Raw genomic sequence first — 25,233 nt, forward strand, 5'->3', positions numbered from 1 at the left:
CGGCCCTTCCGCGGTCCGATTTCTAGTGGAACATACCCCTTTTTGCTCGCCCGCTCGCGGCCTCGCCGCGAAAGCGCGTTGTGGCGCCTGCCGGGCGCCGATCCACGCGTACCTGCTGCCTTGGCTCTTGATAAAGCCGCACTCGCCCTAAAATGAATCCGACGTGCGTCATACGCGAGCCGCGGCGCCGTTGTGACCCGCAGCTCGTCCACCACCCGATTCCTCCGTCCGGCGCGTGTCGCCGGCGGCGCTTTCGACGTTTTTGAAGGAACGAGAATGGAGCAATTTCACGGCACGACGATCGTTTCCGTGCGACGCGGCAGCCAGGTCGCACTCGGCGGCGACGGCCAGGTCACGCTTGGCAACATCGTCATGAAAGGCGGTGCGAGGAAGGTCCGGCGCATATACAACGACAAGGTGCTCGTCGGCTTCGCCGGCGGCACGGCCGATGCGTTTTCGCTGCTGGACCGCTTCGAGGCGAAGCTCGAAAAACACCAGGGCAATCTGACGCGCGCAGCCGTCGAACTCGCCAAGGACTGGCGAACGGACCGCATGTTGCGCCGCCTGGAAGCGATGTTGATCACGGCCGACGCGCAAACGACGCTCGTCATCACCGGCAACGGCGACGTGCTCGACCCCGAGGGGGGGATTTGCGCGATCGGCTCCGGCGGCGCCTATGCGCAGGCTGCGGCCCGCGCGCTCGCAGAAAACACCGATCTGTCCCCGCGCGATATCGTCGAGAAATCGCTCTCGATCGCCGGCGACATGTGCATTTACACCAACCACAACCGCGTCATCGAGACGATCGAGTGAGGACACGATGAGCACTATGACACCGGCCGAGATCGTCTCGGAGCTCGACAAGCACATCATCGGACAGAAAAAGGCCAAGAAGGCCGTCGCTGTCGCCCTGCGCAACCGTTGGCGCCGTCAGCAGGTTGCCGAGCCGTTACGCCAGGAAATCACGCCGAAGAACATTCTGATGATCGGGCCGACGGGTGTCGGCAAGACCGAGATTGCGCGGCGGCTCGCCAAACTGGCCGATGCGCCCTTCATCAAGATCGAAGCCACGAAGTTCACGGAGGTCGGTTATGTCGGCCGCGACGTGGATAGCATCGTGCGCGATCTGATCGAAATCTCGCTGAAACAGACGCGCGAATTCGAGATGCGCAAGGTGCGTTCGAAGGCACAGGACCAGGCCGAGGACCGCATTCTCGACATACTGCTGCCCACCGCGCGTCCGGTGGGGTTCGGTTCGCATTCGAGCGAGGCGGGTGAAGACAACGCCACGCGCCAGACCTTCCGCAAACGCCTGCGCGAAGGGTTGCTCGACGATAAGGAAATCGAACTCGACGTCGAACTGCCGCAAGTCGGCATGGACATCATGGGCCCGCCCGGCATGGAGGACATGACCGAGCAGATCCGCTCGATGTTCGCCAATCTCGGCGGCGGCAAGAAGACGCGCCGCAAGCTGAAGGTCAAGGAAGCGCTGAAGGTGCTGACCGACGAAGAAGCGTCGAAGATGCTCAACGAGGAGGAAGTCAAGGCGAAGGCCGTTCAGAACGTCGAGCAAAACGGCATCGTGTTTCTCGATGAGATCGACAAGATCGCTTCGCGCAGCGAAGTCGGCGGCGGCGAGGTGTCGCGCCAGGGCGTGCAGCGCGACCTGTTGCCGCTTGTCGAGGGCACGACGATCAATACCCGCTACGGGATGGTCAAGACCGATCACATTTTGTTCATTGCGAGCGGCGCATTTCATCTGTCGAAGCCGAGCGACCTCATTCCCGAATTGCAGGGCCGTTTTCCGATTCGCGTCGAGCTCGACTCGCTGTCGGTCGAGGATTTCGAATCGATTCTCGTGGCGACCGATGCGAGTCTCGTGAAGCAGTATCAAGCGCTGCTTGCAACCGAAGAAGTCGAGCTCGAGTTCGGCGAGGACGGCATTCGGCGCATGGCGGAGATCGCGTATTCCGTGAACGAACGCACGGAGAACATCGGCGCCCGGCGGCTTTACACGGTCATCGAAAAGCTGCTCGAGGACGTGTCGTTCTCGGCCGGCAATCACACCGGCAAGAAGGTGCGCATCGATGCTGCGTACGTCGATAAAGCGCTGGGCGATATAGCGCAAAGCGAAGATCTGTCGCGCTACGTCCTTTGAGCTGGACGGCGGGATGGCCGCGAGGGTCGTCCCGCCTCGATGTCGGCGCGTGGCGGTTCGAACTCGACGTCTTCGCCTCCGGGCTCGAACTCGTGGCTGGACAAAACGGTAATGGTCACCAGCGCCCTCCCATTGAACTGTCAATCAACGTGGCAGTGTTGCTACACCCCTTGCGATTCTGCCATCCTCGGCAAGCCGCCAAGCCCCGCGGGACCAAAATCCGAGCAATGCAGCGACTGAATCCGCTGCTGGCTATGACCGATCGCACGCCGCTCGGTGAGCACCGTTATTCCGTCTGATTCGAAAAATCGAGACGAGCCCCGATTATTTCGACATCAATGATCGAGCCTCCCACCCGAACGGTGGGGCCGTAGACCCACAGTTCAACCACAAAAGGAGGCAAGACTGTGAGAGTTTCGTTCGATCGTGTCACCCATCGTGCCGTTGTTGCGGCGCTCGCCGCCAGCGGTTCTCTCTTGTGCATGACTCCCGGCGCTCATGCCGCGCGCGCGCCACTAGCTCCCGAAGTTCGCCTGGCCGACGGCGTCGTCGAAGGCATCAAGATGCGCGGCCAGCATAAAGACATCCGCGTATTCCGCGGAATTCCGTATGCGGCACCGCCCGTCGGCGAGTTCCGCTTTCGCGAACCGCAGCCCGTCGCGCGCTGGGCTGGCGCATTGAAAGCCCGGCAGTTCGGGCCTCGTTGCATGCAGGCGCCTGTCACCGGCGCCGCCAAGCCGGATTTCCGCTCGAAGGAGATGAGCGAAGATTGCCTCTACCTGAACGTCTGGACGCCGGCGAGCAATCCGGACGCCAAACTGCCCGTACTCGTCTATTTTCACGGCGGTGGATTCGTCTCGGGGGATGGCTCGGAGCCTCGTTATGACGGCACGACCATGGCTTCGCGCGGCGTCATCGCGGTGACGGTCAACTACCGGCTCGGTGCATTCGGATTCCTGGCATCGCCCGATGCGGCAACGGAATCCTCGAACGGTGCGACCGGCAACTACGGTCTCCTCGATCAAGTCGCCGCACTGCGCTGGGTACGGGACAATATCGCGCAGTTCGGCGGCGATCCGTCGAAAGTGACGATCGCCGGCAATTCGGCCGGCTCGGTCGCAGTCAGCGCTCACATGGTCTCGCCGCTCTCGCGCGGGCTCTTTGCCCGGGCCATCGGCGAAAGCGGCGGCGCATTCGCGCCGAACCGCCTGTGGGCGCGCGAGCAGGCAGTGGCGGCGGCGACGCAGTTCTCGACGCGCGTCGGCGCAACGTCGCTGCAGCAGCTGCGCTCGTTGCCGGCACGCACACTGCTGACGGCATCCACGCAGCTCAAGTTCGCGCCGGGCTCGGCGATTTTCTGGCCGCATGTCGATGGCCACTTCCTGCCTGCGTCGCCCGAGCAGGTATTCGCCAGCGGCGGGCAAGCGCAGGTGCCGCTGCTCGTGGGATCGAACGCGCAGGAACAGCCTTTCACGGCGCTGCTCGGCAAGGCCGCCCCGACACCGGAGGCTTGGCGGGGAGCGATTCAAACGCACTTCAAGGATCACGCGGAAGAAGTCCTCGCGCATTACCCCGGCAACGATACGGAAGAGGTCAAGCATGCGGCGGCTGCACTGGCAGGGGATCTGTTCGTCAACCACAGTACGTGGCGGTGGATGGATCATCACCGGCAGACGGGCCAGTCGCCAGTCTTCTATTACCGCTATACCCAACCTCTGCCAGCGGAGCTGAAAGCGTCGCCCGAGCCTGCTCAGCCGGACCTACCCGCTCCGGGGGCGGCGCATAACGCGCAGGTGGCCTACTCGCTCGGCAACCTGGAACACTTGCGGCAGTATGCATGGACGGCGGCTGACTACGACGTTGCACGCGTGTTCTCGCGTTATATCGAGCAGTTCGTGAAGACGGGCGATCCGAACGGTGCAACGTCAGGCGAGGCGGCAACGGAGCAAGGCGTAGTGGCCACCGCGGGCTCCGTACCGGATTGGGGCGCCGTTCGTACCGGTAATCGCGGGATGTTGCAGCAGATCATCGGGGAGAACACCCATGCGTCGTGGGATCGCAGCGCACCGCGGCAAGGGTTGATCCAGCGTCTCGTCGAAAGCGGGCAGTTGAACGACTTCGCGCTTCCCATCCCCCAATAGCAGGCGTCTGTCATCCTGTAGCGCAGCCGTTCATTCAACAACGGCTGCGCCGGACCGGGCGTCGACGAGCGGGTCGACGCCCGGGCACAGCCCGCCGCGGCAGCTGTGCCGTTCACGCTTTTCCCCGTGGAGTGCTGGTGCGCCGGACGTTGTACGTTACCCGGGCGAGTGCTCCCAAGCATTCAAGGCCGCTTTCGAGCGCGGTCATCTGCGGTCGCCCAGGATTCGGGTGGCTCGGACGCGACCTGCGTGCGCACCTCGTCCTACTGCTTCACCGGCCGCTTCGCCAGCTTCCTTTGCAGCGTCCGCCGATGCATATTGAGCGCCCTCGCCGTGGCCGAAATGTTGCCGCCGTTCTCGGCCAACGCACGCTGAATATGCTCCCATTCGAGCCGCGCCACCGAAAGCAGCGCCGGGCTTTCGAGTGCCGCCTCCGCCTGCTCGACGCTCGCTTCTTCCTTCAGTGCGCTCAAGATCGACTCGATATTGGCCGGCTTAGCGAGGTAATTGTCGGCCCCATCCTTGACCGCTTGCACAGCCGTCGCGATGCTTGCATAGCCGGTCAGCACCAGCATCCGCGCATCGGGCTGAAGCTCGCGCAGCGGCGCGACGAGGTTCAAGCCGGAATCGCCGCCCAGGTGCAGATCGACCGTGATCAGATCGAATTTGTGCGCATTGGCAAGCTGGATCGCCTCCTGCGCGTTGTGCGCCTGATGAACCTCGTAGCCGCGGCGGGTCAAGCCGCGCGCGAGAATGCCCGAGAATACTTCGTCATCGTCGATGACGAGAAAAGGGGTGTCGCTCATCGTAGGGTCTCCCTGGAATCGGATGAAGAAGAGGCGGCGGGCACACGCAGAATCGCGCGCGTGCCTCGCGGCACGCCATCGGCAAGCTCGATCGAGCCGCCCAGGCGCGCGGCCGCCGAAAACGCGAGATAAAGCCCGACGCCATGACCGCCTTGGGCGCTATCGACCGGCGTCGCGCCGAGTTGCGCACGCAGCGCGGGCGCGATGCCGGGCCCGCAGTCGCGCACTTCGAATTCGATGACGCCCGCTGACACCAGCGCCGCGAGCGTCACGCTGTCGCGACTTACGCGCGCCGCGTTATCGAGAAGAATCGTGAGAATCTGCCCGACGGCCGTCGTATCGTCGACACACGCATCGGCGCACGGTGCGCCGAGCCGCTCGAATTTCACGTGGGGATGGCGCAGCCGCCATTGCTCCGAAAAACCGCCCAACCATTGCTCGAGATTTTCGCGATGCGACGATTCGGAGGCTCGGCTGCGCAGCCGCGCGAGCGCCGACGTGCAAAGCGTCATCTGCTGCTCGAGCAGATCGAGATCCGGCGCATACGGCGAGAGTCCCTTGTCGTGCTGGGCCGACGCACGCAGCTCCTCGGTCAGCATGGCGATCGTCGAAAGCGGCGTGCCCATCTCGTGCGCGACGGTTGCGGCCTGCACGCCGAGTGCCACGGCACGCTCGTCGCGCAAGAGTCGCTGCTGCGCCTCGCCGAGCGCGGCGTCACGCTGGCGCAGCGCATTCGACATACGTGCGACGAACCAGGCGATGAGCCCGACGCTCACCATGAAGTTGACCCACATGCCGGCGCGGTAGTAATCGAACAGATTGGCCGGGTTGTCCATATTGAGCGGCACCGAATCGAAGCCGAGCGCGACATAGCAACACATCGCAAAAATGGCCAGCCAGATCATGTGCCGCCAGGGCAGCACGGCGGCGGCGATCGCAAGCGAGGGCAGATAAAGCGAAACGAATGGATTCGTCGTGCCGCCCGACAGAAAGAGCAGTCCCGAAAGCGCCGCGAGATCCACCCAAAGCTGGCCCAGCAACTCGAGATCGGTTTCCGGCCGCGCGCTGGCGACGCGAACCCAGGTCAACGCATTGAAAAGCACCTCGAGCCCGATGATCGCGAGCATCGCCGGCAGCGGCAGATGGACGCCGAAGAACTGCTCGACGACGGCAATCGTCGCAAGCTGACCGATGATGGCCAGCGAGCGGAGCCAGAACAGATGGCCCAGGTTCACGCGGCCGGTATTGGTGATTCGGTGCATCGAGAGACTCAATCGGGAAACGGAGGCGAGGGCGGGCAGCGCGGCGCGCTCGCTTCGGCGAGACACCGCGGGCACAGGCAACCACACCCCGGTACGAGCCGCTCGGCCGCCACCGGCGGCAGCGAAGCACACCAGCACTCGAAGGGCTTCGCATCGCGGCCGCAATCGAACGGCGTGCCGCACCGAGAGCACCGGGCAGGGCGTGCCGCCGCGCACTCGGGCGATTTTCGCTGCGAACGGCTCATGACGATTGCCCGCAAAAAACCGAAACATGGACGACAAGTGCATCATGCCAGCGTTCCCGGCACGGCGCATGCGTGCCCTCGCGCCAAGCCGCATGCGGCCGTCGGCCCTGCGACCAAAAACCGCGGAACATAGCACCAGTCCTGTACAATTCGGCCTGTTTTCGCCTCTCTCACTCGTTCGAACCCCTGTTGCCTGCCGAGCTTGCCGCCATGTCCGAGCCTCACGACCTCGCCCAGATCGCGCCTACGCTGAAAGCCGAAATTCTGGCCGAGGCCCTGCCTTATATCCGTCAGTACCACGGCAAGACCGTCGTCATCAAATACGGCGGCAATGCGATGACGGAAGAGAGGTTAAAGCAAGGATTCGCACGCGATGTGATCTTGCTCAAACTTGTTGGCATCAATCCCGTCATCGTGCACGGCGGCGGCCCCCAGATCGATCAGGCGCTCAAGAAGATCGGCAAGCAAGGCACGTTCATCCAGGGCATGCGGGTGACCGACGAAGAAACGATGGAAGTCGTCGAATGGGTGCTGGGCGGTGAAGTCCAGCAGGACATCGTCACGCTCATCAATCACTTCGGCGGCCAGGCCGTAGGTCTGACAGGCAAGGACGGCGGCCTCATCCATGCGCGCAAGCTGATGATGCCGGATCGGGACAACCCCGGGCAGTACGTCGATATCGGCCAGGTGGGCGAGGTGGAGGCGATCAATCCGGCTGTCGTGAAGGCGCTGCAGGACGATGCGTTCATTCCCGTCATTTCGCCGATCGGCTTCGGCGAGGACGGCCTGTCGTACAACATCAACGCGGACCTCGTGGCCGGCAAGCTGGCCGTCGTGCTCAATGCCGAAAAGCTCGTCATGATGACGAACATCCCCGGCGTCATGGACAAGGCCGGCAATCTGCTGACCGATCTTTCGGCACGCGAGATCGACGCGCTGTTCGCCGACGGCACGATCTCGGGCGGCATGCTGCCGAAGATCGCCTCGGCGCTCGACGCCGCTAAGAGCGGTGTGCGCTCGGTACACATCATCGACGGCCGGATCGAGCACTCGGTGCTGCTCGAAATTCTGACCGAGCAGCCGTTCGGCACGATGATCCGCTCTCACTGAGGCCACGAGCGCGGCGCGGCTGTCTGCGGCCCTGCGCGCCGCGCCGCCGCTTGCCCTCACACGTCATGCCAATTCCCGTTTCCCGCCGGCGCCGTCCCGCACATCGCGGCGGCGGCCCCGTCTGGCTGTTCGATCTCGATAACACGCTCCACAGCGCATCGCACGCGATCTTTCCGGCGATCAACGAGGGGATGACGCGCTACATCATCGACGCGCTCGGCATCGGGCGCGCTGAAGCCGATGAATTACGGCTCGCCTATGTGCGGCGCTACGGTGCAACGCTGCTCGGCCTGGCGCGACATCATCCGATCGATCCGCACGAATTCCTGCGCGTGGCGCACGCGATGCCCGAGCTGCGCCAGATGCTGCGCGCCGAGCGGGGGTTGGCGCGCCTGATCGACGCGCTGCCGGGCCGCAAGATCGTGCTGACCAACGCGCCGGAGGGCTACGCGCGGGCCGTGCTCAACGAACTCGGCATCGAGCGCCTGTTCGAGCGAATCATCGCGATCGAACATATGCGCCGGCGCGGTCAGTGGCACGCGAAACCCGATCTCGCGATGCTGCGCCACGTGTTGCGAGCCGCGCGCGTGCGGCTCGCCGAAGCCGTGCTCGTGGAAGATACGCGCTCCCATTTGAAGCGCTACCGGCGCCTCGGCATCGGCACCGTATGGATCGTCGGGCACCTCGTCGCACCGGTGCGCGGCGAACGCGACGGACGCGGCGAGCGCCGCGCGGCACGAATGCCGGGTGCCGGACGCCCCCACTATATCGATAGCCGCATTCGTTCGCTAAAATCGCTCCGACGGGTCATCTCGCGGAGCTCCCATGCGCTCGACTGAACGGCAAGCAGCGATCCTCGATGGCGAGGCCGAAGGTGTAGCGAACCCCGCGGGGACCGGCAAAGCGCCGCGCATGAAACCGGGCGAGCGGCGCGTGCATATCCTGCAGACGCTCGCCACGATGCTCGAAGCCCCGAAAGGCGAGAAAATCACGACGGCGGCGCTCGCCGCCCGGCTCGGCGTCTCCGAGGCGGCGCTTTATCGGCAGTTCGCGAGCAAGGCCCAAATGTTCGAAGCGCTGATCGAGTTCATCGAAAGCACCTTTTTTGGGCTCATCAACCAGATCGCGGCCAAGGAGCCGAACGGCGTCCTGCAGGCGCGCGCAATCGGCGTCATGCTGCTGAACTTCGCGGCCAAAAATCCCGGGATGACACGGGTGCTGACGGGCGAGGCGCTCGTCGGCGAGCACGAACGCCTGAGCGCGCGCGTCACGCAGATGCTCGAACGCGTGGAGACCTCCGTGAAGCAGTGCCTGCGCGTCGCGCTCATGGAGGCGAACCAGGGCGCGCACGACGCGGCCGCACCGCTGCCGGCCGATTACGACCCCGCGCTCAGGGCCAGTCTGCTCGTCAGCTACGTACTCGGCCGCTGGCACCGCTATGCGCGAAGCGGCTTTGCGCGCGCGCCGGCCGAGCACGCCGAAGCCGAACTGCGGCTGATTCTCCAATAGCGCAAGCACTCGATTTCCGCTATTCTTTGCCGTCTGCTTGCTGAATGCGGCCCCGGTCACGGGGTACCGTGTCGGGTGGCTCGAGGGTTCGAGCTCAAGCTGCGCGCCGATTTGTCGACTCGATTGCGGGCGCGCGAATCCCTCGAAATGGGATTCACTATAAATGCGGCTAAAGAGGTCGTCAGCCGCGCCCGCCTTGCCCCGCGCATCGCCGACACCATTTAGCCGCCCTGTCATGAGGCGGAATGAATGGAATCGATCGGTATCGTCACGCCACAACGTATGCAGTTCAATGAGCCGCTCGCGCTGCAAAACGGCAGCACGCTCGCAGGCTACGATCTCATGGTCGAAACGTATGGCACGCTCAACGCCGCGCGCTCGAACGCGGTGCTAGTCTGCCATGCGCTCAATGCCTCGCATCACGTCGCAGGCTTCTATGCGGATCAACCCAAGAACATCGGCTGGTGGGACAACCTCGTCGGCCCCGGCAAGCCGCTCGATACGAACCGGTTCTTCGTCATCGGCGTGAACAACCTGGGCTCGTGCTTCGGCTCGACGGGGCCGATGAGCATCGATCCGGCGACCGGACGCCCGTACGGCGCGAGTTTTCCCGTCGTGACCGTCGAGGACTGGGTCAACGCGCAGGCGCGCGTGGCCGATGCGTTCGGCATCGAGCGTTTCGCCGCCGTCATGGGCGGCAGCCTCGGCGGCATGCAGGCACTCGCCTGGAGCACGATGTACCCGGAGCGCGTCGCGCACTGCATAGACATCGCTTCGACGCCGAAGCTTTCGGCACAGAACATCGCGTTCAACGAAGTGGCGCGCTCGGCGATCCTGTCCGATCCGGATTTTCACGGCGGCGACTACTACGCTCACGGCGTCAAACCGAGGCGAGGCCTGCGGGTCGCCCGCATGATCGGGCATATCACCTACCTGTCCGATGACGACATGGCGACGAAGTTCGGCCGTGCGCTGCGGCGGGAGAACGCCGAGAACGGAGCCGCGGGCGCCGCCTACAACTTCAACTTCGATGTCGAATTCGAAGTGGAGTCGTATCTGCGCTATCAGGGCGACAAGTTCGCCGATTACTTCGATGCGAACACCTACTTGCTCATTACGCGCGCGCTCGATTATTTCGATCCCGCCCGCGCTTTCGGCGGCGATCTGACGGCCGCGCTCGCCGCGACGCGCGCGAAATACCTCGTCGTCAGCTTCACCACCGACTGGCGCTTCGCGCCGGCGCGCTCGCGCGAGATCGTCAAGGCGCTGCTCGATCACAAGCGGCAAGTCACTTACGCGGAAATCGATGCGCCGCATGGTCACGACGCGTTTCTGCTCGACGACGCGCGCTATCACAATCTGCTACGCGCCTATTACGCGCGCATTGCCGAGGAGGTCGGCGCATGAACCAGTCCGCTATCGATTCGCTCGCCACACGCGCCGATTTTCGCGCCATCGCGCGCTGGGTCGAGCCCCGCTCGACCGTGCTCGACCTAGGCTGCGCGGACGGCACGCTGCTCGCACTGCTCACCGAGGAGCTCGAGGTGCGCGGCTACGGCATCGAGATCAACGACGCGGGCGTGCTCGCATGCGTCAAACACGGCGTGAACGTCATTCAGCAGAATCTCGAAGATGGCCTGCGACTCTTCGAAGACGACAGCTTCGACTTCGCAATCCTCTCGCAAACGCTGCAGACGATCCATCAAACGGCCGCGATCCTGCGCGAAACGGTTCGCGTCGGCAAGGAATGCATCGTCTCCTTTCCGAATTTCGGTTACTGGCCGCACCGCCTCTCGGTGCTGCGCGGACGCATGCCCGTTTCGCGTTCGCTGCCTTATCAATGGCACAACACGCCCAACGTTCGCGTACTGACGATCGAGGATTTCGAAGCGCTCGCCCCCGAAGTCGGGATCGAGATCCTCGATCGCGTCGTCCTGCATGAAGGCCGGACGGTGCGCTGGGGCCGAAACTGGCGTGGTAGTCTTGCGGTCTATCGCGTGAAGCGCGCCGCGCCGGGTGTTCCGTCCCCGGGCTGACGCAGCACCATCCCAAGAGGCCGCCTATCAAACGAGATATTCCGAACCCGCCGCACGAGCACGCCCCGCTGGGCGCTCACGAGGACCATCCCGGCTGGCGGGCATTCCTGAACCGGCACATGCTGATCTGCGTCTTTCTCGGCTTCACGTCGGGATTGCCGCTTTTTACGCTCGTCTATCTCGTGCAAGCCTGGCTGCGTTCCGAAGGCGTCAATCTCAAGGAAATCGGCCTGTTCGCACTGATCCAGTTCCCCTATACCTGGAAGTTCGTCTGGGCGCCGTTGATGGACCGGTACGTCCCACGGCTGCCGGGCTGGCGTCCGGGGCGCCGTCGTGGCTGGATGCTCGCCACGCAGTTGCTCGTCGCGGGCGCGATCGCGGCGCTCGGGTTCGTGTCGCCGCGCGAGGAGATCTGGACAGTCGCGGCACTGACGGCGCTCGTCGCATTTTTCGGTGCGAGCCAGGACATCGTCATCGATGCCTATCGCCGCGAGTTGCTCGCCGATACCGAGCAGGGGCTGGGCAACGCGATACATGTGAACGCCTACAAGGTCGCGGCGCTCATTCCGGGCTCGCTTTCGCTGATCCTTTCCGATCACCTGCCGTGGACCGTCGTGTTCGCTGCCACCGCCGCATTCATGCTGCCCGGTATCGTCCTGACGCTCGTGGTGAGGGAGCCGCAGGTCAGCGGTCAGCCGCCGAAAAACCTGCGCGCCGCTATCGTGGAGCCGTTCACCGAGTTCATTTCGCGCGACGGCTGGAGCGCAGCACTTTTGATCCTCGCGTTCATCTTCCTCTACAAGCTCGGGGATGTGATGGCGACCACGCTGTCCACCTCGTTCTTTCTCGACATCGGCTTCGACAAGACCGCGATCGGGGTGATCGCCAAAACGACGGCGTTCTGGGCAAGCCTCGCCGGCGGCATCATCGGTGGCGCCTGGCTCGTGAAAGTCGGCATCGCCCGTGGGCTTTGGGTGTTCGGCGTGGTGCAGATCGTCTCCACGCTGGGTTTCGCCTGGCTGGCCAAGATCGGACCGTCGCCCGCGGCACTCGCACTCATCTACGGCTTCGAAACATTTGCCACGGGTTTGACGCTGGCAGCCTTCACAGCCTATATCGCCAGCACCACCGATCCGCGCTACACCGCGACACAGTTCGCGCTGTTCACGAGCCTCGCTTCCGTTCCGCGAACGCTTGCCTCGGCGGCGAGCGGTTACATCGTTACGGAAATCGGCTGGTTCGACTATTTCTTTCTCTGTGCCTTGCTTGCGGTACCCGGCATGCTGCTATTGCCGAAAGTTGCCCCATGGAGTTCGCGCGCATGAAGCGAGGGGCCACCTCGTGCCGTTCCCGCCATCGCACGGTGCGGCCCCTCGTGCGAATACCCGCGCTGGCATCGGCTGCCCTCGTGTTGCTGGCGGCACAGCCGTTGCTGGCCGCCAGTGCCGGCACCAGTTCGGCGGCGATTCCGGCCTCGGCACCCGCCCCGGCATCGAGCGCACTCGCGCCTAATGCGACCGTGCATTTCGGCAGCGGCCCGACGTTCCGCAGCCTCATTCCGTCGCCGCTCCTCGAAGCACAGTCGGCCGTCGAGTACACGCAGTTGATCGAGCGGGCTCGCGGCGAGGGCCGCCTGCTGCCGGCGAGCGACCCGCGCGTCGAGCGCGTGCACTCGATCCTTATGCGCGTGGCGCCTTACGGCGATAAATGGAGCGAGCGCATCAAGGATTGGCGATGGGAAGTCAACGTCGTACGCTCGCGCGAGATCGGCATGTTTTGCCTGCCGGGCGGCAAGCTCGTCGTCTATAGCGGCCTGCTCGATCGCCTGCGCCTCAAGGACGACGAACTCGGTGTGCTGTTCGGCCACATGATCGCCCATGCGCTGCGTGAGCAGGTGCGCGACCGGCTCAGCGCTCAACAGGCGGCACCGTTCGGTACCGATCCGCTGCCGCAGTTGTTCGGCGTGACCGAGTTCGACGGCTCACAGCCCCAGGCGCCGGGCCTTGGCAGCCCGATTCTGGCCATGCGCTACGATGCGACCGACGAAACGGAGGCCGACGTGATCGGCGCCGATATCGCGGCGCGCGCCGGCTTCGATCCCCGCGCGGCGGTGCCGCTTTGGGACAAGCTGGCCGACGCGACACGCGGCGACCGTGGCACCGGCTTCATTCATATCCACCCTTACAGCGAAGCGCGCAGGCTCGATATCATCAAGCGCCTGCCCGACATGCTCGCGCAGTACGCGAAAGCGCGCGGCGTCGAACCCGATCGGCTGCCCGACTATCCCGGCGTCAAATCGCCGAAGGCGCGGCCTACGCGCAATCGTTGATCTCTGCGAGCCCCCAGACGCCGCGATCAGCCCCAGTGATCGTAATCGACGGTCAGCGGCGCGTGATCGCTGAACTTGATGTCGCGGAAAATGGAGGTCCGTTTGGCCTTCTCGGCAATACCGGGTGTCGCGATCTGATAATCGATCCGCCACCCGACGTTCTTGGCGTAGGCTTGGCCCCGGTTGCTCCACCACGTGTACTGCTCGGGGCGCGGATCGAGCGTGCGAAAGACATCGACATAGCCGACTTCGTCGAAAAGCCTCGTGAGCCATGCTCGCTCCTCGGGCAGGCAACCGGAGTTCTTTTGGTTGCTCTTCCAGTTCTTGATGTCGATTTCCTTGTGGACGATATTGACGTCCCCGCAGAGAATGACCTCGCGCGATTCGCGCAGCTTGGCCAGATGCGGCATGAATTCGTCCATGAAGCGGTACTTGGCCTGCTGGCGCTCCTCGCCGCTCGAACCGGACGGCACATACACCGAAACGATCGACAGTTCGCCGAAACGCGCTTCGACATAACGACCTTCCGGATCGAATTCCGCGCTGCCGAACCCGATGATGACATCGTCGGGCTGGCGCCGCGTGTAAAGGCCCGCGCCGCTATAGCCCTTTTTGACGGCGTGCTGGAAATAGCCCGTGAAATCGTGCGGCGCAAGGAACTCGGGCGTCATGTCCTCCTGCGAACATTTGACTTCCTGCACGCAGAGAACATCGGCCTCCTGTTCGCCGAACCATTCGAAGAAGCCTTTTTTCGCGGCAGACCGAATGCCGTTGAGGTTGGCGGTAATCACGCGCAGCATGCTCGTTTCCTTTCGTTGTTCGTTGTTCGTCGATTCGACTGCGGCCGCCCCCGATACCGACACAGGCGTCACACGACGGTCACGCCGGTCAGGGAAGCCTTGGCGGGCGGATACTCGAGCGAAAGACTTTCGAATACGCGCAGCAGCAATGCCGCCACCATCACGTTCCGATGCGATTTCGAGTCCGCCGGCACCACGTACCAAGGGGCGTAGTCGGTCGATGTGGCCGCCAACGTATCGCGGTAAGCCTTCTGGTAGTCATCCCATTGCTTGCGCGCATCCAGATCCGACAGATCGAATTTCCAATGTTTGGTCGGGTCGTCGATGCGCGCCTGCAGACGGCCGCGCTGCTCTTCCTTCGAGATGTGCAGGAAACACTTGAGAATCGCCGTCCCGGAATCCGCAAGGAGCGCTTCGAAATGACGGATATGGCACGCACGGGCTGTGAATGCCTCGTCGTTCAGTTGTCCCTGCACACGCGGGACGAGCAGATCCTCGTAATGGCTCCGATTGAAAATCGTCAGCTCGCCCGCCGCGGGCGCGTGGACATGCACGCGCCAAAGAAAGTCATGTGCGGCTTCGTCGAGTGTCGGCGCGCGGAACTGCACGATGCGCAGGCCCAGCGGGTCGACCTCGTGAAATACCGCGCGAATCGTGCCGTCCTTGCCGCTCGTATCCATGCCCTGCAAGATCAGCAGGACACGCTCGCGGCGTTGCGCGTGCAAGCGCTCCTGCATTTCGTCGAGTTGGACGGCGAGCGCCGCCAGCCGCTCGCGATCGGCCTGCTTCGTGCGGGCCGAGAACGGCTTGTCGGCCGGATCGAAGTCTGTCAGATCGAAGGCGTCGCTCTTGTTGCCGCTGTCGAAGAACGGGACTCGGAAGTCGTCCAAATGCGCTCGTTTTACCATGACTTCATTCACGCCTTTCGAAGCCGCTGCCGTGCCGCATCATGAGAGCTTCTTCTTCAGTAGCTCGTTGACCTGCTGCGGATTGGCCTTTCCTTTCGTAGCCTTCATCGCCTGCCCAATCAGCGCGTTGAACGCCTTTTCCTTGCCGGCCCGGTACTCCTCGACCGATTTCGGATTGGCCGCCAGCACGTCATCGATGATCGCTTCGAGTGCGCCCGTATCGGAGATCTGCTTCAGGCCCTTGGCTTCGATGATGCGATCCGCCGCAGCGTCGTCGGTCGCCTTCTCGTCCCAAATCGCGAGGAAGATCTCCTTGGCGATCTTGTTCGATATGGTGCCGTCGGCGATCCGTTGCAGCACGAGCGCCAACTGCGCCGCGGACACCGGGCACGCGCCGATCTCGAGACCATCGCGATTCAGTTGCGACGAGACCTCGCCCATCAGCCAGTTCGCGGCCGTTTTCGCCTGCGAGGCGCCGAGCTTCGCCACGACAGCCTCGAAGTAGGCCGCCATTGCCTTGCTCGATGTCAGCACCGCTGCATCGTAGGGCGTCAACCCGTATTGCTGCACGAACCGTTCCTGCATCGCGGCCGGCAATTCGGGCATCTCGAGCTTCACGCGCTCGATCCATCCCGCATCGATCACGAGCGGCATCAGGTCCGGGTCGGGGAAATAGCGATAGTCGTGCGCGTCTTCCTTGCTGCGCATCGAGCGCGTCTCGCGCTTGTCCGGATCGTAAAGACGCGTTTCCTGAACCACGGTGCCGCCGTCCTCGATCAGCTCGATCTGCCGGCGCACCTCGTATTGAATCGCCTCTTCGAGAAAACGGAACGAATTGAGATTCTTGATCTCGGCGCGGGTACCGAATTGCTCTTGGCCTACGGGGCGCACAGAAACGTTGGCGTCGCAGCGGAACGAGCCTTCCTGCATGTTGCCGTCGCAAATGCCCAGCCAGACGACGAGCGCGTGGAGCGACTTCGCGTAAGCGACGGCCTCCGCCGCGCTGCGCATGTCGGGCTCCGTCACGATCTCGAGCAGCGGCGTGCCGGCACGGTTCAGATCGATACCCGTCATGCCGGCGAAATCCTCGTGCAACGATTTGCCGGCATCTTCCTCGAGGTGAGCGCGCGTCAAATGGATCGTCTTTTCATATGCGGCGGTGCCCGTCTTCTCGTTGGCCGGAACCTGGATCGTGATCGCGCCACCCTGCACGACGGGGATTTCGTACTGGCTGATCTGGTAGCCCTTGGGCAGATCGGGGTAGAAGTAGTTCTTGCGCGCAAAAATGCTGCGCGGCGCGACCGTCGCGCCGACGGCGAGTCCCAGACGAATCGCCCGCTCGACCGCTCCCTTGTTCATGACCGGCAACACGCCGGGCAGCGCCAGATCGACGGCGCATGCCTGCGTGTTGGGCTCCGCGCCGAAGCGCGTAGAGGCGCCCGAAAAGATCTTCGAGGCTGTCGAGAGCTGCGCGTGCGTCTCGATGCCGATTACGACTTCCCACTGCATGGTCATGCCTCCGGCGCTTGTTGCTGCCAGTCCGTCGCGCGCTGATACGCGTGAGCGATCTGCAACATACGGGCCTCGTTGAAGTAATTGCCGATGATCTGCAAGCCCACCGGGCGCTTTGCGCCCGCGCCGGCGCCGAAACCGCAAGGCACGCTCATGCCGGGCAGGCCGGCCAGGCTCACCGAGAGCGTGTAGACATCCGCCAGATACATCTGCACGGGGTCGTCGCCTTTTGCGCCGATATCCCATGCGACCGTTGGCGCGACAGGCCCCATGATGACATCGCAGTGGTGGAAGGCTTCCTGGAAATCCTGTGCGATGATGCGGCGAATCTTCTGTGCCTGCAGGTAGTAGGCATCGTAGTACCCGTGCGAGAGCACGTACGTCCCGACGAGAATACGGCGCTTGACCTCCGGGCCGAACCCTTCGGCGCGCGACTTCTTGTACATGTCGAGCAGGTCGCGGTACTGAGCCGCGCGGTGACCGTAGCGCACGCCGTCGAAACGCGACAGGTTCGACGATGCCTCGGCCGGCGCGATCACGTAGTAGACCGGAATCGACAGCTCGGTCTTCGGCAGCGAAACCGGCACGAGCGTCGCGCCGAGCGCCTCGTACTCCTTGAGCGCGGCGTCGACGGCCTCGCGGACGTCATCGGCCAGACCGGCGCCGAAATACTCGTTCGGCAAGCCGATGCGCAGGCCGGCAAGCGGTTTGTCCGCGCTGCCCGAGGCATCCCAGGGCTTGTCGAGATAACGCCCGAAATCCTCGTCCTCTCTCGCAAGGCTCGTGGAATCGCGTTCATCGAAACCGGCCATCGCATTGAGCAGCAGCGCACAATCCGCGGCGCTCTGCGCCATGGGCCCACCCTGGTCCAGCGACGACGCGAACGCGATCATGCCGTAACGCGATACGCGGCCGTAGGTGGGCTTGATGCCCGTCACGCCTGAAAACGACGCAGGTTGACGGATCGAGCCTCCCGTATCGGTGGCGGTCGCGGCGGGCGCGAGCCGGGCGGCGACGGCCGCGGCCGAGCCGCCCGACGAGCCCCCCGGTACGGCTCGCGTATCCCATGGATTACGCACCGGCCCGAAGGCGGAGTTCTCGTTCGACGAGCCCATCGCGAACTCGTCCATGTTGGTCTTGCCGAGCGTCACCATGCCGGCTCGCGCGAGCCGCTCGACGACGGTCGCATCGAACGGGCTCTCGTAGCCGGCGAGCATTTTGGAGCCGGCCGTGGAGTGCCAGCCGCGCGTCACGAACACGTCCTTGTGGGCCACCGGCACCCCGGTGAGCGGGCCGGCGTCGCCCGCGGCGATACGGGCGTCGGCCGCGCGCGCGGCCTGGAGCGTACGCTCGGGCGCGACTTCGATGAAGGCGTTCAATTCGCGCGCGGATTCGATCCGCTCGAGAAAGAGCTGCGCGAGCTCGACGGCCGAGATCTGCCGCGTCGCGAGCGCGCGGGAGAGCTCGGTCAAACTGTTGGCGTGCATGTCTGGTTCGTTCCTGTCTTGAAGACGATTCGGTTACTCGATCACCTTCGGTACGAGGTAAAGGCCGTCCTGGACGGCCGGCGCGCACTGCTGGTTGGCTTCGCGTTCGACTGTTTCCGTGACGGCATCGTCCCGGAGCCGCAACGCGACATCCTCGATCTGCTCGATCGGATGCGCGAGCGGGGCGATGCCGGCCGTGTCGACCGCCTGCATCTGCTCGACGAGGCCGAAAAATTCGTTGAGCTGGGCGAGCGTCGGCTCGGCGTCCGCCTCGGGCAGCTCGAGCCGCGCGAGATGGGCGATGCGTTTCACATCGGTCAGGGTCAAGGCCATGCGTCTCACCGGAGAAAAAGGGGCCTCGCGCGGCGCCCGAAACGGTGCCGCGCGAAACTGTTGAAGTGCCGCTTCAGACCCCGGAACAGCGGGCCGGGAACGGCAAAAAGGACCGTCCGTTTACTACAAATAGGTCGAAATTATAAGGTATCATTACGCGTTCGAACCAAACCCGGACCGTCCCTCGCAGGGGGTTTTGGCGCTGAAAACCACGCTGCCGCCTCGCCTCGTGCGGCCTTCCGGTCGAATTCATCGCAGCTTCGCGCTCGCGGTGGGCGGTACGCAGGTATCGGCGCACCGTTCACGCCCGATCCCGAGGCTTTTATTTTTTCCGCTGCCGCGGCAGCGCCCAAGGTGGCGAAGCCCGGCTCTTCCCCGGCGAGACAGGAATTTCATGTTCGGCTTTTTGCGCAGCTACTTCTCGAACGATCTGGCGATCGATCTCGGCACCGCCAACACCCTCATCTACATGCGCGGCAAGGGCATCGTCCTCGACGAACCTTCCGTGGTATCGATCCGCCAGGAAGGCGGTCCGAACGGCAAGAAAACCATCCAGGCGGTGGGCCGGGAAGCCAAGCAGATGCTCGGCAAGGTGCCGGGCAACATCGAGGCGATCCGGCCGATGAAAGACGGCGTCATCGCCGATTTCACGGTCACCGAGCAGATGATCAAGCAGTTCATCAAGACGGCGCATGAATCGCGGATGTTCTCGCCGTCGCCGCGCATCATCATCTGCGTGCCCTGCGGCTCGACCCAGGTCGAGCGACGCGCGATCAAGGAAGCCGCGCACGGTGCCGGTGCCTCGCAGGTCTACCTCATCGAAGAACCGATGGCCGCGGCGATCGGCGCGGGCCTGCCGGTATCGGAGGCCACGGGCTCGATGGTCGTCGATATCGGCGGCGGCACCACCGAAGTCGGCGTCATCTCGCTCGGCGGCATCGTCTATAAAGGCTCGGTGCGCGTCGGCGGCGACAAATTCGACGAAGCCATCGTCAACTATATCCGCCGCAATTACGGCATGCTCATCGGCGAGCAAACCGCCGAGGCCATCAAAAAGGAAATCGGCTCCGCGTTCCCGGGCTCGGAAGTCAAGGAAATGGAAGTCAAAGGGCGCAACCTGTCCGAAGGCATTCCGCGCAGCTTCACGATTTCGAGCAACGAAATCCTCGAAGCGCTGACCGACCCGCTGAACCAGATCGTCTCCTCGGTCAAGATCGCGCTCGAGCAAACCCCGCCGGAACTCGGTGCCGATATCGCCGAGCGCGGCATGATGCTCACCGGCGGCGGCGCGCTGTTGCGCGATCTGGACCGGCTGCTCGCCGAAGAAACGGGGCTGCCGGTGCTCGTGGCCGAAGATCCGCTCACCTGCGTGGTCCGCGGCTCGGGCATGGCGCTCGAGCGGATGGACAAGCTCGGCAGCATCTTCTCGTACGAGTGATGAGCTTCGCGGGCGCAGCGCACACGCTATCGCCGGGTCTCCCGGTGCGCTGAAGCACTGCGCCGTCGCCCGCTCACGATCACGCCCCCGGCGTCGACCATGGAATACAGTCCGCCGCCTCTGTTCAAGCAAGGCCCGTCCGCGCTTGCGCGGCTCATTTTCTTCGTTGCACTCGCACTTGCGCTGCTGATCTCGGACGCGCGTTTCAAAACGCTCGAAATCGTGCGTGGCGTGCTCGACGTCGGACTCTACCCGCTGCAGCGCGCGGCACTGGTCCCGCGCGATCTCGCGCTCGGTGCCACGAGCTTTGCGGTGTCGACGGTTACGTTGCGCAGCGACAACCAGAAGCTCGCCGCGAAAAATCTTCAGCTGTCGGTCGAAGCCAATCTGAACGCCTCGCTGGCGGCGCAAAACGCTCACCTGCGGGCATTGCTCGATCTGAGCCACGAAATCGGCACCCAAACGACACCTGCGGAAATCCAATACGACACGCGCGATCCGTTCACGCAAAAGGTCGTGATCGGCCGTGGTTCGCAGCAAGGCATCCAGAACGGCTCGCCCGTCGTCAGCGAAGACGGCATGATCGGACAGGTCACGCGCGTGTTCCCGATGCAATCCGAGGTGACGCTGCTCACCGACAAGGATCAGGCCGTGCCCGTGCAGATCGTGCGCACGGGGCTGCGTGGCGTCGTCTATGGCACTCCCGCGGGCAACGCGCTGGAGCTGCGCTTCGTGCCGATCAGCGCCGATATCGTTGCCGGCGACGAACTCGTGACAAGCGGGCTCGATGGCGTCTATCCGCCCGGATTGCCCGTTGCGAAGGTAGCGCGCGTCGACAAACTGGCCGATACGGCGTTCGCGCGCGTGATTTGCGTGCCTGTCGCCAAAGTGCGCGGTGCGCGCGACGTCCTCGTTCTTCATTACCAGAGCAATCTGCCGCCACGTCCGGAGCCCCAGCCGGAGCCCGGCGCGAAAGACGGGAAGGGCAAGAAAGCCGGCAAGGCCACGGATAAAGGGCAAAAAGGCGAGAAAGCGGCAGACAAGGCAGCCGAGAAGGCCACGGAAAAAAGCCCCGGCTCGGAAAAGGGCGCAGCGAACAGCCTGCCGAAAGCGGGCGAGCAACCGACGGTTTCGCAGCCGCCCGCGGCGAAGCCAGCCGATCGCGCAACGACGCGAGCCGCGGTGCCGGCGGGAGCGCAGCGATGAACCGTCCGCAATACATCCTGCTGCCGGTCAATCCGTACTTCATCGCGTTCAGTCTCGCCGCCGCGTTCTTGCTGAATCTGATGCCGTGGGGCCATCTCATCGGCGTGCCGGACTTCGTCGCGCTCGTCGTCCTGTTCTGGAACGTGCATCAGCCGCGCAAGGTCGGCATGGGCATCGCGTTTTTTCTCGGCTTGCTGATGGATGTACACGATGCAAGCCTGCTCGGCGAGCACGCCCTCGCTTACACGTTGCTTTCCTACGGGGCGATCACGATCCACCGGCGCGTACTGTGGATGCCGCGCGGCCTGCAGGTGTTCGCCGTGGCGCCGCTGCTCGTCATCGCCCAACTCGTGCCGTTCATTACACGGCTCTTGATGGGCGCAGCATTCCCGGGCTGGGGCTATCTCGTGCACGGCTTCGTGGAAGCGGCGCTCTGGCCGCTTGCCTGCACGCTGCTGTTGATGCCGCAACGCCGTCCGGCCGATCCCGACGACACGCGGCCCATCTGAGCATGCCGAGCTCGCGCGCATGACCGAATTCAAGAACACCCAGCAGCAGCTCTCGCGGTTTCGCGTGCGCGTCGCCGCCGCGGGCCTGTTCGTGCTCGTGTGCTTCGGGCTGCTCGTCTTCCGTTTTCTGTTTCTGCAGGTCTGGCATTACAGCAAGTACTCGCTGCAGGCCGACGAAAACCGCATCTCGGTGGCGCCGATCGTGCCGAATCGCGGCGTCATCACCGATCGCAACGGCGTCGTACTCGCGCGCAACTACTCGGCTTATACGCTCGAAATCACGCCCTCGAAGCTCGACGATTCGCTCGAAAACGTCATCGACAAACTCGCCACCGTCGTCAACATCGACGCGGTCGATCGGCGCCGCTTCAAAAAGCTTCTCGAGGATTCGAAGAACTTCGAGAGCCTGCCGATCCGCACCCGCCTCACCGATGAGGAAGTCGCGCGCTTCACGGCTCAGCGCTTTCGTTTTCCCGGTGTCGATGTCCGCGCGCGGCTGTTCCGTCAATATCCGCTGGGCATGACGGCGGCACACGTAATCGGCTATATCGGGCGGATCTCGCAGCGCGATCAGGAGCGCATCGACGCGGCCAGCGAGCAAAACGACAGCGATCCGGATCATTACGATCCGCGGCTCGACGCGAACAATTACAAGGGCACCGACTACATCGGCAAGATCGGCGTCGAGCAAAGCTACGAGACGGAGCTGCATGGGCTGACGGGTTTCGAGGAAGTGGAAGTCACGGCCGGCGGCCGCCCGGTGCGCACGCTGTCGCGCACGCAGGCGACGCCGGGCAACAATCTCGTGCTGTCGCTCGACATCGGGCTGCAGCAAGTGGCCGAGCAGGCGTTCGCGGGAAGGCGCGGGGCGCTCGTGGCCATCGAGCCCGCGACGGGTGACGTGCTCGCGTTCGTGTCAGCGCCGAGTTTCGACCCCAACGCGTTCGTGGACGGCATCGATCAGCCGACCTGGGATGCGCTGAACAACTCGCCGGACCATCCGCTTTTGAATCGGCCGCTTCACAGTGCCTATCCGCCGGGCTCGACTTACAAGCCGTTCATGGCGCTGGCCGCGCTTGCGCTGAAAAAGCGGACGCCGGAATGGGGATTCCACGATCCGGGCTTTTATACGTTCGCGGGCCACACGTTCCGCAATGACGTGCCCCAGGGGCAGGGCTGGATCGACATGAACCGCGCGATCATGGTGTCGAACGACACCTACTTCTACATGCTCGCGCACGATCTCGGCGTCAATGCGATCGCCAATTTCATGAAGCCCTGGGGTTTCGGGCAGATCACGGGCATCGATATCGCGGGCGAGGCGCGCGGCATTCTGCCTTCGACCGACTGGAAGAAAAAGGCATATCGCAAGCCCGAACAGCAGCGCTGGTACGAAGGCGAAACGATCAGCCTCGGGATCGGCCAGGGTTATAACTCGTTCACGATGCTGCAGCTCGCGCACGCCACGGCGACGCTCGCCAATGACGGCGTCATCATGCGGCCGCACCTCGTCAAGGAAATCGAGAACCCGATCACGCATCAGATGCGCCTCACGGTGCCGCACGAAAGCGGACGCATCACCACCGTCACGCAATCCGATCTCGATCTCGTGAAACGGGCGATGGTTGCCGTCACGAGCAATCCGTCCGGCACCGCCTATCAGGTTTTTCGCAATGCGCCCTATCTCGTCGGCGGCAAGACGGGGACGGCGCAGGTGTTTTCGTTGCAGGGCCAGAAATATCATGGCGGCGCGCTGGCCGAGCATTTGCGCGACCATTCGCTTTTCATCGCGTTTGCGCCGGCCGACCATCCTCAAATCGCCGTTGCGCTCATCGTCGAAAACGGCGGCTGGGGGGCGAGCGTGGCTGCGCCGATCGTGCACAGCGTGCTCGACTACTACCTGCTTCAGCGCAACAAGCCCGGTGTGCTGCAAGCCGCCGTCGCGACCGCGGCCTCGGCCACGCAGGCGCCGTCGGAGCCGGCAATCGGGCAAGCCACCGCTGCGCAGCCGGCCAGCGCCGTCACGCCGGTGACGGTCGCACCCGGCTTCAAGCCGCTGCCGCTGCCCGACGTTCCGGCCTCGGCGGCCGCGGCGCCGGCACCGTCGGCGGCCGCTTCACAGCCCGCACCGCAGCCCGCGCCGCAGCCCGCGCCGACACCGCCCAAGCGTCACACCGGATCCGACGAGGCCATGGCGCCGGCGCGCGACAATCGCGCGGTGCGGACATCGGGCACGGCGAGCGCGATGCCGGCTTCGGCCGGTGCCGACGACTAACGGAGGGCCACTTGAACTTCGATAAACGGATCTGGCTCGAACGGCTCAAGAGCATGTTCATCGGCTTCGACCGCCCACTCGCGCTGACTGTCTTTCTGCTGCTTTGCGTCGGTATCGTCACGCTATACAGCGCGAGCCTCGACGTTCCCGGGCGCGTGGAAGATCAAATGCGCAACATCGTGCTCACGTTCTTGCTGATGTGGGTGCTCGCCACCGTGCCGCCGACCACCCTCATGCGCTTCGCCGTGCCGCTCTACACGTTCGGTATCGCGCTGCTCGTGGGCGTAGCGGCCTTCGGCATCACGAAAAAGGGCGCCAAACGATGGATCAACGTCGGTGTCGTCATTCAACCGTCCGAGATCCTCAAAATCGCGACGCCGCTGATGCTGGCCTGGTACTACCAAAAACGCGAAGCCGGCCTGCGCTGGTACGACTTCATCGTAGGTTTCGCCTTGTTGCTGCTGCCGGTCGGCCTGATCGCCAAGCAGCCCGATCTCGGCACGGCGATGCTCGTGTTCGCGGCCGGCTTCTTCGTCATTTACTTTGCGGGGCTCTCGTTCAAATTGATCGCGCCCGTGTTGATCGCGGTGGTCATCGGCGCCAGCTCGGTCGCCGTTTTTCAGGATCGGATCTGTCAGCCCGAAGTGCAATGGCCGCTCATGCACGATTACCAGAAGCACCGCATCTGCACGCTGCTCGATCCGACGTCCGACCCGCTCGGCAAGGGCTTCCATACGATCCAGGCGGTCATCGCGATCGGTTCGGGCGGACCGCTCGGCAAGGGCTGGCTAAAAGGCACGCAGGCCCACCTCGACTTCATCCCCGAAAAACATACGGACTTCATCTTCGCCGTTTTTTCCGAGGAGTTCGGGCTCATCGGCGAAGTGGTGCTGCTATTGCTCTATACGGCGTTGATCGCGCGCGGTTTGTTCATCGCTGCCAATGGCGCCACATTGTTCGGGCGATTGCTGGCCGGTTCGCTGACGATGGCGTTTTTCACCTACGCGTTCGTCAATATCGGCATGGTGAGCGGGGTCCTGCCCGTCGTGGGCGTGCCCTTGCCGTTCATGAGCTACGGCGGTACCGCGCTGACGACGCTCGGCATCGCCGTGGGCCTCATCATGAGCGTCGGGCGGCATAAACGGCTGATGAAAAGCTGAACCGCCGGG

At 64.0% G+C, this 25,233-nt stretch carries 22 protein-coding genes and 1 pseudogene; 15 read left to right on the forward strand and 8 right to left on the reverse strand.

Annotation, left to right across the window (positions count from 1 at the left end; all coding sequences use genetic code 11):
* Positions 1–276 precede the first annotated feature (276 nt).
* The 3 genes from hslV (at position 277) to GWC77_RS05335 (ending at position 4,299) form a co-directional block, all read left to right on the forward strand.
* Entirely contained in the window at positions 277–813 is a 537-nt protein-coding gene (hslV, locus tag GWC77_RS05325; protein ID WP_173255830.1) for an ATP-dependent protease subunit HslV, read from the forward strand.
* A 7-nt stretch (positions 814–820) separates the two neighbouring features.
* Positions 821–2,158 carry an ATP-dependent protease ATPase subunit HslU gene (gene hslU, locus GWC77_RS05330; protein WP_173255831.1) on the forward strand — a complete coding sequence of 446 codons (1,338 nt, stop codon included), beginning with the start codon at positions 821–823 and terminating at the stop codon, positions 2,156–2,158.
* Between the two features lie 407 nt (positions 2,159–2,565).
* Complete coding sequence (locus tag GWC77_RS05335; RefSeq protein ID WP_367949000.1) at positions 2,566–4,299, forward strand: carboxylesterase/lipase family protein; 1,734 nt, start codon at positions 2,566–2,568, stop codon at positions 4,297–4,299.
* Positions 4,300–4,562: 263 nt separating this feature from the next.
* Here the strand turns inward: GWC77_RS05335 and GWC77_RS05340 are convergent, their stop codons facing one another.
* Genes GWC77_RS05340 through GWC77_RS29505 form a run of 3 tightly spaced genes read right to left on the reverse strand, consistent with a single transcriptional unit; the run spans position 4,563 to position 6,612 of the window.
* Positions 4,563–5,105: a response regulator transcription factor gene (locus GWC77_RS05340; RefSeq protein WP_173255832.1), complete on the reverse strand. Its 543-nt coding sequence runs from the start codon at positions 5,103–5,105 to the stop codon at positions 4,563–4,565.
* Positions 5,102–6,367, reverse strand: coding sequence for an ATP-binding protein (locus GWC77_RS05345; protein ID WP_173255833.1), 1,266 nt, complete (start codon positions 6,365–6,367; stop codon positions 5,102–5,104). Before GWC77_RS05345 ends, GWC77_RS05340 begins: the two co-directional genes overlap by 4 nt.
* Positions 6,368–6,375: 8 nt before the next feature.
* Positions 6,376–6,612, reverse strand: a complete 237-nt coding sequence (locus tag GWC77_RS29505) for a cysteine-rich CWC family protein (protein ID WP_254366815.1) — start codon at positions 6,610–6,612, stop codon at positions 6,376–6,378.
* 210 nt (positions 6,613–6,822) lie between these two features.
* Between GWC77_RS29505 and argB the strand changes: the two genes are divergently transcribed.
* From argB to GWC77_RS05380, 7 genes and pseudogenes are all read left to right on the forward strand, one after another.
* Positions 6,823–7,722: an acetylglutamate kinase gene (gene argB, locus GWC77_RS05350; RefSeq protein ID WP_173255834.1), complete on the forward strand. Its 900-nt coding sequence runs from the start codon at positions 6,823–6,825 to the stop codon at positions 7,720–7,722.
* Between the two features lie 65 nt (positions 7,723–7,787).
* A complete protein-coding gene (locus tag GWC77_RS05355) occupies positions 7,788–8,561 on the forward strand; it encodes a pyrimidine 5'-nucleotidase (RefSeq protein WP_173255835.1) in 774 nt (257 codons plus the stop codon).
* A 76-nt stretch (positions 8,562–8,637) separates the two neighbouring features.
* Positions 8,638–9,231, forward strand: a pseudogene (gene slmA / locus GWC77_RS05360) (nucleoid occlusion factor SlmA); the annotation flags it as partial.
* A 249-nt stretch (positions 9,232–9,480) separates the two neighbouring features.
* Positions 9,481–10,638 (forward strand): homoserine O-acetyltransferase, encoded by a 1,158-nt coding sequence (locus tag GWC77_RS05365; protein WP_173255837.1) that lies wholly within the window; start codon positions 9,481–9,483, stop codon positions 10,636–10,638.
* On the forward strand, positions 10,635–11,267 hold the full coding sequence (gene metW, locus GWC77_RS05370; RefSeq protein WP_173255838.1) for a methionine biosynthesis protein MetW: 633 nt from the start codon (positions 10,635–10,637) through the stop codon (positions 11,265–11,267). The genes GWC77_RS05365 and metW overlap by 4 nt, the downstream gene beginning before the upstream one ends.
* 38 nt (positions 11,268–11,305) lie before the next feature.
* The gene (locus GWC77_RS05375; RefSeq protein WP_173255874.1) at positions 11,306–12,592 is read left to right on the forward strand and encodes an AmpG family muropeptide MFS transporter; all 1,287 of its coding nucleotides are present in this window, start codon (positions 11,306–11,308) and stop codon (positions 12,590–12,592) included.
* Complete coding sequence (locus tag GWC77_RS05380; protein WP_254366816.1) at positions 12,589–13,596, forward strand: M48 family metallopeptidase; 1,008 nt, start codon at positions 12,589–12,591, stop codon at positions 13,594–13,596. Before GWC77_RS05375 ends, GWC77_RS05380 begins: the two co-directional genes overlap by 4 nt.
* 26 nt (positions 13,597–13,622) lie before the next feature.
* On the opposite strand, the gene GWC77_RS05385 is transcribed toward GWC77_RS05380, so the two are convergent.
* The 5 genes from GWC77_RS05385 to gatC all read right to left on the reverse strand — a co-directional run bounded on the left by GWC77_RS05385 (position 13,623) and on the right by gatC (position 18,636).
* The gene (locus GWC77_RS05385; RefSeq protein ID WP_173255840.1) at positions 13,623–14,396 is read right to left on the reverse strand and encodes an exodeoxyribonuclease III; all 774 of its coding nucleotides are present in this window, start codon (positions 14,394–14,396) and stop codon (positions 13,623–13,625) included.
* A gap of 68 nt (positions 14,397–14,464) precedes the next feature.
* On the reverse strand, positions 14,465–15,304 hold the full coding sequence (locus tag GWC77_RS05390) for a PPK2 family polyphosphate kinase (protein ID WP_173255841.1): 840 nt from the start codon (positions 15,302–15,304) through the stop codon (positions 14,465–14,467).
* Between the two features lie 39 nt (positions 15,305–15,343).
* Entirely contained in the window at positions 15,344–16,819 is a 1,476-nt protein-coding gene (gene gatB / locus GWC77_RS05395) for an Asp-tRNA(Asn)/Glu-tRNA(Gln) amidotransferase subunit GatB (RefSeq protein ID WP_173255842.1), read from the reverse strand.
* Entirely contained in the window at positions 16,816–18,303 is a 1,488-nt protein-coding gene (gene gatA / locus GWC77_RS05400; RefSeq protein ID WP_173255843.1) for an Asp-tRNA(Asn)/Glu-tRNA(Gln) amidotransferase subunit GatA, read from the reverse strand. The genes gatB and gatA overlap by 4 nt, the downstream gene beginning before the upstream one ends.
* Before the next feature lie 33 nt (positions 18,304–18,336).
* Positions 18,337–18,636: an Asp-tRNA(Asn)/Glu-tRNA(Gln) amidotransferase subunit GatC gene (gene gatC, locus GWC77_RS05405; protein WP_173255844.1), complete on the reverse strand. Its 300-nt coding sequence runs from the start codon at positions 18,634–18,636 to the stop codon at positions 18,337–18,339.
* 394 nt (positions 18,637–19,030) lie between these two features.
* Here gatC and GWC77_RS05410 point away from each other — a divergent pair, with 394 nt between their 5' ends.
* The 5 genes from GWC77_RS05410 (at position 19,031) to rodA (ending at position 25,224) form a co-directional block, all read left to right on the forward strand.
* Positions 19,031–20,074 carry a rod shape-determining protein gene (locus GWC77_RS05410; protein ID WP_017772379.1) on the forward strand — a complete coding sequence of 348 codons (1,044 nt, stop codon included), beginning with the start codon at positions 19,031–19,033 and terminating at the stop codon, positions 20,072–20,074.
* Between the two features lie 99 nt (positions 20,075–20,173).
* On the forward strand, positions 20,174–21,280 hold the full coding sequence (gene mreC / locus GWC77_RS05415; RefSeq protein ID WP_173255845.1) for a rod shape-determining protein MreC: 1,107 nt from the start codon (positions 20,174–20,176) through the stop codon (positions 21,278–21,280).
* Positions 21,277–21,789 (forward strand): rod shape-determining protein MreD, encoded by a 513-nt coding sequence (gene mreD / locus GWC77_RS05420; protein WP_173255846.1) that lies wholly within the window; start codon positions 21,277–21,279, stop codon positions 21,787–21,789. The genes mreC and mreD overlap by 4 nt, the downstream gene beginning before the upstream one ends.
* 19 nt (positions 21,790–21,808) lie before the next feature.
* Complete coding sequence (gene mrdA, locus GWC77_RS05425; protein WP_254366817.1) at positions 21,809–24,064, forward strand: penicillin-binding protein 2; 2,256 nt, start codon at positions 21,809–21,811, stop codon at positions 24,062–24,064.
* A gap of 11 nt (positions 24,065–24,075) precedes the next feature.
* Positions 24,076–25,224, forward strand: coding sequence for a rod shape-determining protein RodA (gene rodA / locus GWC77_RS05430; RefSeq protein WP_173255847.1), 1,149 nt, complete (start codon positions 24,076–24,078; stop codon positions 25,222–25,224).
* Positions 25,225–25,233: the final 9 nt, after the last annotated feature.

The organism is Paraburkholderia sp. NMBU_R16, from assembly GCF_013282575.1.
In the GTDB taxonomy this organism is placed as follows: domain Bacteria; phylum Pseudomonadota; class Gammaproteobacteria; order Burkholderiales; family Burkholderiaceae; genus Trinickia.

What these genes read in the sequence shown, in the direction of transcription:
- hslV (WP_173255830.1), top strand. Translation starts at nt 277, where the DNA reads ATGGAGCAATTTCACGGCACGACGATCGTTTCCGTGCGACGCGGCAGC.
- hslU (WP_173255831.1), top strand. Translation starts at nt 821, where the DNA reads ATGAGCACTATGACACCGGCCGAGATCGTCTCGGAGCTCGACAAGCAC.
- GWC77_RS05340 (WP_173255832.1), bottom strand. Translation starts at nt 5,105, where the DNA reads ATGAGCGACACCCCTTTTCTCGTCATCGACGATGACGAAGTATTCTCG.
- GWC77_RS05345 (WP_173255833.1), bottom strand. Translation starts at nt 6,367, where the DNA reads ATGCACCGAATCACCAATACCGGCCGCGTGAACCTGGGCCATCTGTTC.
- GWC77_RS29505 (WP_254366815.1), bottom strand. Translation starts at nt 6,612, where the DNA reads ATGAGCCGTTCGCAGCGAAAATCGCCCGAGTGCGCGGCGGCACGCCCT.
- argB (WP_173255834.1), top strand. Translation starts at nt 6,823, where the DNA reads ATGTCCGAGCCTCACGACCTCGCCCAGATCGCGCCTACGCTGAAAGCC.
- GWC77_RS05355 (WP_173255835.1), top strand. Translation starts at nt 7,788, where the DNA reads ATGCCAATTCCCGTTTCCCGCCGGCGCCGTCCCGCACATCGCGGCGGC.
- GWC77_RS05365 (WP_173255837.1), top strand. Translation starts at nt 9,481, where the DNA reads ATGGAATCGATCGGTATCGTCACGCCACAACGTATGCAGTTCAATGAG.
- metW (WP_173255838.1), top strand. Translation starts at nt 10,635, where the DNA reads ATGAACCAGTCCGCTATCGATTCGCTCGCCACACGCGCCGATTTTCGC.
- GWC77_RS05380 (WP_254366816.1), top strand. Translation starts at nt 12,589, where the DNA reads ATGAAGCGAGGGGCCACCTCGTGCCGTTCCCGCCATCGCACGGTGCGG.
- GWC77_RS05385 (WP_173255840.1), bottom strand. Translation starts at nt 14,396, where the DNA reads ATGCTGCGCGTGATTACCGCCAACCTCAACGGCATTCGGTCTGCCGCG.
- GWC77_RS05390 (WP_173255841.1), bottom strand. Translation starts at nt 15,304, where the DNA reads ATGGTAAAACGAGCGCATTTGGACGACTTCCGAGTCCCGTTCTTCGAC.
- gatB (WP_173255842.1), bottom strand. Translation starts at nt 16,819, where the DNA reads ATGACCATGCAGTGGGAAGTCGTAATCGGCATCGAGACGCACGCGCAG.
- gatA (WP_173255843.1), bottom strand. Translation starts at nt 18,303, where the DNA reads ATGCACGCCAACAGTTTGACCGAGCTCTCCCGCGCGCTCGCGACGCGG.
- gatC (WP_173255844.1), bottom strand. Translation starts at nt 18,636, where the DNA reads ATGGCCTTGACCCTGACCGATGTGAAACGCATCGCCCATCTCGCGCGG.
- GWC77_RS05410 (WP_017772379.1), top strand. Translation starts at nt 19,031, where the DNA reads ATGTTCGGCTTTTTGCGCAGCTACTTCTCGAACGATCTGGCGATCGAT.
- mreC (WP_173255845.1), top strand. Translation starts at nt 20,174, where the DNA reads ATGGAATACAGTCCGCCGCCTCTGTTCAAGCAAGGCCCGTCCGCGCTT.
- mreD (WP_173255846.1), top strand. Translation starts at nt 21,277, where the DNA reads ATGAACCGTCCGCAATACATCCTGCTGCCGGTCAATCCGTACTTCATC.
- mrdA (WP_254366817.1), top strand. Translation starts at nt 21,809, where the DNA reads ATGACCGAATTCAAGAACACCCAGCAGCAGCTCTCGCGGTTTCGCGTG.